The sequence below is a fragment of the Allocoleopsis sp. genome (assembly GCF_036703385.1).
In the GTDB taxonomy this organism is placed as follows: domain Bacteria; phylum Cyanobacteriota; class Cyanobacteriia; order Cyanobacteriales; family Coleofasciculaceae; genus Allocoleopsis.
The window spans coordinates 1-7,757 of record NZ_DATNPA010000243.1 but is presented as its reverse complement, the minus strand read 5'-3'; the positions used below and the strand labels follow the sequence as shown (position 1 = coordinate 7,757).

Annotated in this window: 3 protein-coding genes; 2 read left to right on the top strand and 1 reads right to left on the bottom strand. The window is 45.9% G+C overall.

The features are described from left to right. A partial coding sequence (locus V6C93_RS11835; RefSeq protein ID WP_333476860.1) for a CHAT domain-containing tetratricopeptide repeat protein occupies window positions 1-3,087 on the top strand: 3,087 nt, incomplete at its 5' end. Window positions 3,088-3,205: 118 nt separating this feature from the next. On the opposite strand, the gene V6C93_RS11830 is transcribed toward V6C93_RS11835, so the two are convergent. Further along, a complete protein-coding gene (locus V6C93_RS11830) occupies window positions 3,206-5,023 on the bottom strand; it encodes an ABC transporter ATP-binding protein (protein ID WP_333476859.1) in 1,818 nt (605 codons plus the stop codon). A gap of 674 nt (window positions 5,024-5,697) precedes the next feature. Between V6C93_RS11830 and V6C93_RS11825 the strand changes: the two genes are divergently transcribed. Continuing rightward, a partial coding sequence (locus V6C93_RS11825; RefSeq protein WP_333476858.1) for a serine/threonine-protein kinase PknK occupies window positions 5,698-7,757 on the top strand: 2,060 nt, incomplete at its 3' end.

Here is a 7,757-nt window from a genome sequence, read left to right as displayed (position 1 = left end):
GACTTAGAACTTCAGAGGAGCCAGGAAAAAGCAAATAGATTATTTAAAGAAGCAGAATCGTTAGAGCAGGAACATCCGCCACAAGCAATCGCCAAATATCAAGAAGCACTCCAATTGATGAGAAATCCAGTGCAACAAGTTTTTACACTCAATAGAATTGGAGGTATTTACAAATTTTCCAATAGCCGAGAACAGGCGATCAAGTTCTACGAACAGTCGCTGTCAATCCTTCAGAACCTCAATAAACCTGACCTAGAAGTTCTCACGCTCAACCGACTCGGCGATGTCTATGAAGCGTCAGCCAATTACCAGAAATCGCTCGATTTATACAACCAAGCTCTACCGTTTCTGGATAAGCTAGATAAACCGTCTCTAAAAGCTCTGGCGCTGAACAATCTTGGCAATGCCTATTACATACTAGGCAATCGCGAACAAGCCTTTAACTTCTACAACCAAGCCCTGCGGCAATGGCAAATCAGCCAGAAACAATCTGATTCTCTAGGCGATTTAGATGTGAATTCTAATTCTGAGCTAGTTTCACTTGTTTCTAGCACTCTCCAAGAAACGATTGCTAAACCTAATATGAATCCTCGCATTGGGGAAGTTATGACGCTTCTTAACCTGGGTCAAACTTACCGTTTGCTAGGTGATTATCAGCAAGCTCTCGACTCGCTCAACCAAGCACAAAAACGGTGGTTAGCATTCTATGGAAACAACAATAACAACGAAGCACAACAATGGTGGCAGCCAATCTATGGGAACAACAATAACCAAGAGCGAACAAGTGTTTTTGGATTATTTGATGCTGCAATTCTACATGCGATCAGTGCGGTTTATTCGGATGCAGGTCGAAACGAACAAGCCTCTAATTACAATGATCAGGTTCATCAAAAATTAATGGCTTCTTTACCCGCTTCGACAGATTCTAGATTGGGCAATATCTTGCAAATCCTTTCTTCCGATCCAAGTAGTAAACAGCAGACGGTAGACTTTTACAAGCGGGTGCTAGGACAATGGCCAAGTTCTCCTCAGTATCGTGGGGTAGAAGCGACTCTCCGGAGCAATCTCGGCAATGCCTATTTTGAATTAGGTAAGGAACAGCAAGCGCCTGAGTCTGACAACAAAGCCCTACAGCAAGCACTTGACTCTTACAACAAAGCACTAAAGTTGTGGCCAGACGGTTCAGACTATGAACGAGAACAGGCGGAAGCACTCGACTCGATTGGTAAAGTTCTTTCCGCCCTCAATCAAAAAGAGAAAGCGATAGAGTCCTTTAACCGAGCGCAGAGCTTGTGGCAGGCTAGTGGAAATGTTTCCAGACAGGCTGACACACTCAACCTCGTTGGGCAAACTTACGTAGATTCGGGTCAGTACCAGCCTGCACTCGATGCCTTCAAACACGCATTGCAACTGTCCGGAGGAGATTCTTCTCAAGCTGCTGAATCCTATTTTGGAATTGCCAAGGTAGAGCGACAGCACGGCAATTTTCATCAGGCTCAAACTTCGATCGAGGCTGCACTGAATAGTATCGAATCTCCACAAAGCTCTTCAAATAACCGAGAGCGCTTCTACTATTCTTTGTCAGTGAAAAACCTGGAGTCCCAATCCCCAAGACTAATTCTCGGTTTAGTACTTCCCGACCACCAACTGCGATCGCCTGACCCTTCCAGCGTGCAGCCAAACGTTTACAAGTCTTACATTAACTTGGCATCTTATTTTGCCTCAAAACAAAAGTACCAGGAGTTTTACATTGATTTACTGATGCAGCTACATGATCAAAATCACACCAAGGGGTATGATGTACAGGCACTACAAGCTAGTGAGCATTCCCGCGCTCGTAGTCTCCGCGCACTGTTGAATAAAGGCGATCGCCGTATTCAAAATGAGGAGAGCCAAACCCAGGCGATCACGACGATCCAGAAGCAATTATCAGACGATACAGTACTCCTAGAGTATGATCTAGGCGAGGAACGCAGCTATCTTTGGGCTGTGACAGCAACTGGCATCTCGTCCTATTCACTGCCCAAGCGAGCTGACATAGAGAAAGCAGCAGGTGAGTTCTACAAGTTTTTGACTGAACCCGCCGAGAGAATACAAGAAAAAAACGCCGCCGCCGCTGGTATGGCTCTCCGTCGAATACTGCTAGAACCAGTGGCTAAACAACTGGGACGAAAACGCTTATTGATTGTAGGTGATGGCATTCTCAACTACATTCCCTTCAGTGCATTGCCAGTTCCTCAACCAGGAGGAGCTTCTAGCGATACCGTTCCCACCAAGTTCTTACTGGAAAACCATGAGATCGTTAACATTCCCTCGGCATCACTTTTAACCTACCTCAGGCGAAATCCAGATAAGCGTTCTTCTCCAACGAAGACGTTAGCTGTTTTTGCCGATCCAGTCTTTGATCGACAGGATGAGCGGCTCAGTGGTAAGGTAACTTCAAGTGTGGAGCAACTGTCCTCAACGCCACCTAACGCCAACCAACGCCTTAACCCAGAGAGATTTTATCCGCGCCTACCCGGTACTCGTCGAGAAGCCGAACAGATTTTCTCCTTGGTTTCTCAATCCAATCCTGCATCTGCTCGACTAAACAAATTCATCGATTTTGCAGCTAGTCGTCAGACGGTAACTAACCTTGATTTAAGCCCGTATCGTATTCTGCATTTTGCTACCCACGGCATACTCGACAGCCAGAATCCAGAGCGTTCTGGGATAGTTCTGTCTGGCGTTAATGAGCAGGGAGAATTGCAGAGAGGCTTGCTAGCTACGCCAGATACTTTCAATCTTAAACTCAATAGCGACCTAGTTGTGCTGAGTGGCTGTCACACGGGTTTGGGAACAGAAATTAAGGGAGAAGGTTTGGTCGGTCTAACCGGTGGCTTTATGTATGCTGGAGCGAAGCGGGTGGTGGTCAGTTTGTGGAACGTGAAGGATGAAGCGACTCCAGAACTAATGCAACAATTTTACCAAGGAATCTTTACGAAAAAGCTACCACCAGCTCAAGCACTTAGAGAGGCGCAACTTTCAATGTTAAAATACCAGCCCTATTACTGGGCTGCTTTTAGCCTACAGGGAGAGTGGAGATGAACGCCAGGGGTTCAACTAAGTCGAGTTGAGGTGTGGTCAAAAGTATTGGGTAAGTGTTCGTATCTCCAACCCCACCTCTAAATTTTCATGAAACTCATCATCAACTCGATATTCAGCCTTAAATCAGCTCACCAGTTTCTTGCAGCGAGTGCAGACGCCGATAAATTCCTTCGTGGCGCAACAATTCTTCATGATTGCCCACTTCCACAATTCGTCCTTGCTCAAGAACCACAATTTTATCCGCATCCCGAACCGTACTTAATCGGTGGGCAATAATAATCGTGGTGCAGGTACCTTGGATACTTCTCATCGCTAACTGAATGGAACGTTCCGACTCGTAGTCCAAGCTAGAAGTCGCCTCATCAAAAACCAGAACATCAGGTTCTACCAACAGCGCACGAGCAATTCCCAAGCGCTGTCGTTGTCCGCCCGATAGCCTAACGCCTCGTTCACCTACAACGGTGTAGTACCCTTGGGGCAGTTGCTCAATCACCTCATCCACTCTGGCAATACGACAAGCTTCTTGCACTTTGGCAAAGCTAACCTTAGGGTTACCGTAGGTGAGATTATTCAGCAGTGTGCCGTTAAAGATATCCACTTCTTGGTGAACGATCGCCAACCGCTTCCGGTAACCTGTAACATCCAAATTACGGATGTCTATCCCATCCATCAAGATGCAACCTTGTTGGGGTTCAAAATACCGGAACAACAGTTTCACCAGCGTAGACTTACCGGAACCCGATCGCCCTACCAGTGCTACGGTTTGATAAGGTTCAATTAAAAGCTGAACATCTTGTAACACTGGGCGTCTGGAGTCATAGCTGAAACTCACATTAGAAAACTCGATTTTGCCGGTAAATTCATAAGACTTTGCCCTATCCTCTGCATACAGAGCAATACCCGCCGCATCCCTACCCGCTGGGCGTTCCATAAACTCATGAAATCGCTGTATCGAGGCATAACGACGCGCAAAGACTTCGGCAAGGTTATTAATCGGTTCTAACTCCGAATACGCCATGCTGGAAACCGTTAACGTCGTCACAAAGTGCCCCAACGAAATCTGTCCTTGTACGGTTGCCATTAAGGTCAGCGCAAGTACACTAAAGACACAAACCTGAATCACGGCTCTTTGCCAAGTAGCCAGTTTGATGTAACCTAAATGGATGCTGTACAAGACGACCTTGAGTTCACGATTTAAGCGATCGCGCTGTCGTTTCAGTTCCGACGCCTCGGTAGCAAAGGCTTTGACGGTTTTGATGTTGGTGACAATTTCTGACGTGCGACTTTCGGTATTCTCCTGGTGTTTATCAAGGATTTCTTCTTTGGCTATCAGTTTTATCAAGTCTTTGAGGCTGAAGCTCAAGATAACGATAAAGGAAATCAAAAACAACACGGCGATGCGCCATTCGATCAACCAGATCATCACAAAGATGCCTAATACTCGGAAGAGTTTAGGAATTAGCTGTCCTGCAATTTCTGGATACGTCCAAGTGTGGTTGGCAACCCCTCTGGCAACTCGTCCGGCAATTCGTCCAGGGTTGTTTTCGTCGTAAAATTCCAGAGGAAGCGTGAGAATCTTTTCCAGAGCTTTTTGGGTATGATCGCGACGGGCACGAAGTGCGATCGCCCAATGAAACCAATTACTCAGCCACACTTGTAGTGGCGCTCTCACGACGGTCACTAGGAAAATCAATCCCAATAGCACTGCCAAGGAAAATAATGAGTCGGTGCGATTTTGGGTCACCGCCGCAACACTCTCCACCAGACCTTGTACAGGCTTATCCAACCTTTGTCCCGACAAGACGTTCAGAATTTGTCCGATTACATAAGGCACAACGAGATCGACAATTTCAAAGATACTGGCGGCAGTAATACTAAAGATAGAGATGCCCCAGTAAGGTCGGTAGTAATTGAGGATATCCCAAAATTTTGCCATGATGCTCCCGATCAAGCAGCGCTGGCGTCACTTACAATATGGTTCTACCAGTCTGCTTTGTAGTATTAATGAAATAATAATACTACAAATAGTATATTCTTCGTCAAGTTTTTCCTGACTCTGCTGCTACCATCAGCTAGGCCACAGGAATGCCCTTAAGCGCTTCAACCGGATAGACTCTCAATTTAACAACCCAATAAGTTTCGATTGCCTCCACTAAGTGGAAGGTAAATTACGCCTATTTACGGATTACGGAGAAACTTCCGCACAAGAGCTTAGGCCTATAAAATCTGACCACGAGAGAATATAAAGTTAAGCTCTAGTGATGCTAAGAGGCATGAAGGTTTCTCAACCCTTCTGAATTGGGGGATGAACAGCTAACTTTTCACGGGATGTGGGAAACCACTCTCCTTGTAGGAGAGTGGCTTAGAATTCTCCCCCTTCCCTAGTAGGAAAGGAGATTGGGGGATTAGGTTTAGAGTGAGCTTTTCCTCATGGCGTGAAAATTCAGAGTAACCGATCATTGTTACCCCACTCATTTGAGTTTAGACTGATAGCGTATTACAGCTTTGGCTGCAATATGTATTTAGAAGAGCAATCCTTCCTGATTTACTGTTAAGGGTGCAGCGGAAATATTTTGTAGTTTTTCTGAAAATCCTGAACAAAAGCTTTCCATGACTAGCACTTTGGTAACGATTCCCGGCTATTCCATTATTGAGCAACTCTACGACGGAGCAAGAACCAGGGTTTATCGGGGACGTTGTGAGTCTTCCCAAAAACCCATTGTGATCAAACTGCTCAAGAGTGAATATCCTAGTTTCAATGAACTGATGCAGTTTCGCAATCAGTATACGATCGCCAAAAATCTCGACCTACCAGGGCTGGTTAAACCCATCGCTCTCGTCAACTACCATAATGGTTTTGCTCTGGTGATGGAAGATATTGGCGGCGTTTCCCTCAAAGACTGGGGAGAAAGGAGGCAAGCAGGATTCTCTGAGGCGTCTCAACCACCCATAACTCCTTCCCTCAGCGAATTTTTTAACATCGCCATTCAGGTTACCCAAACTCTTGAAGGATTGTTTAAAAACCGAATTATTCACAAAGATATTAAACCCCAGAATATCTTAATCAACCCTGAAACGAAAGCAGTAAAAGTCATAGACTTCAGCATTTCCTCCCTTTTACCCAAACAGAACCAGGAAATCCAAAATCCGAATGTATTAGAAGGAACCTTGGCTTATATGTCCCCCGAACAAACAGGAAGAATGAATCGGGGAATCGATTACCGTACAGACTTTTACTCGCTAGGGGTTACCTTTTACGAATTATTGACTGGGCAACTCCCTTTTCAATCCACCGACCCAATGGAGTTAGTTCACTGTCACATTGCCAGGATTCCCACGGCCCCAATCCAGCTTGTACCCTCTATCCCGGTGATGGTGAATGACATCGTGATGAAATTGATGGCAAAAACCGCTGAGGAACGCTATCAAACAGCTTTTGGGCTGCGATATGATTTGGAACTCTGTCGGCAGCAATGGCAAGACACAGGACGCATTCGCCAGTTTACCCTAGGAGAGCGGGATATTTGCGATCGCTTCGTTATTCCAGAAAAACTCTACGGTAGAGAAGCTGAAGTCGCAACCCTATTAGCGGCGTTTGATCGAGTAGCTGGGAGAGAAGACGCCGAGATTGAGGAATCCCAAATCGAACTGATGCTAGTCGCTGGCTTTTCGGGGATTGGCAAAACAGCGGTGGTCAATGAAGTCCACAAACCCATTGTGCGGCAGCGAGGTTACTTCATCAAAGGGAAATTTGACCAGTTCAAACGCGATATTCCGTTTTCCGCGTGGGTGCAAGCCTTTCAGAATCTGATACGGCAATTGCTCACTGAAAGTACCACCACTCTAGTGCAGTGGAAAGCCAAAATATTGGAGGCTTTGGGTGAGAATGGCCAGGTGATGATTGATGTCATTCCTGAATTAGAACTTTTGATTGGTCAGCAACCCCCTGTACCCGAACTAGATGGGAGTGCGGCTCAAAATCGCTTCAATCTTCTATTTAGGAAGTTTATCCGGGTATTTACCACCAAAGAGCATCCCCTTGTGATTTTCTTGGATGACTTGCAATGGGCAGATTCTGCTTCCTTAAAGTTGATGCAATTGTTGATGGGCGAGGCTTCTGGGCGCTATCTGTTACTCATCGGAGCTTATCGGGATAACGAAGTGAATCCAACACATCCCTTAATGCTGACATTGGATGAGATTCGTAAAGCCGAGGGGACAGTCAATCAAATTACATTAGCACCCCTTAATACCCTTTCTCTGAATTGCTTGATTGCAGATACCCTAAATTGTTCGCCGGAGCGGGCAGTTCCTTTAACAGAACTGGTACAACAGAAAACCAAAGGCAACCCCTTCTTTAGCAATCAGTTCCTCAAATCATTGCATGAAGATGGACTGATTACATTTGCCCCCCCTGAGTCCTCCCTAAGTAAGGGCGGATGGCAATGCGACATTGCTACGGTGAGGGCACTGGCTTTAACCGAGGATGTGGTTGAATTTATGGCAGTTCAGTTGCAAAAGCTGCCCATCCATACCCAGAACGTGTTGAAATTGGCAGCCTGTATTGGCAACCAATTTGACTTAGCAACGCTGGCGATTGTTGATGAAAAATCGCCTGAAGAAACTGCCCTTAACCTGTGGAAAGCTCTCCAAGAACGGCTAATTTTACC

Coding starts and splice junctions, on each gene's coding strand:
- V6C93_RS11830 (WP_333476859.1), bottom strand. CDS start 5,023: ATGGCAAAATTTTGGGATATCCTCAATTACTACCGACCTTACTGGGGC.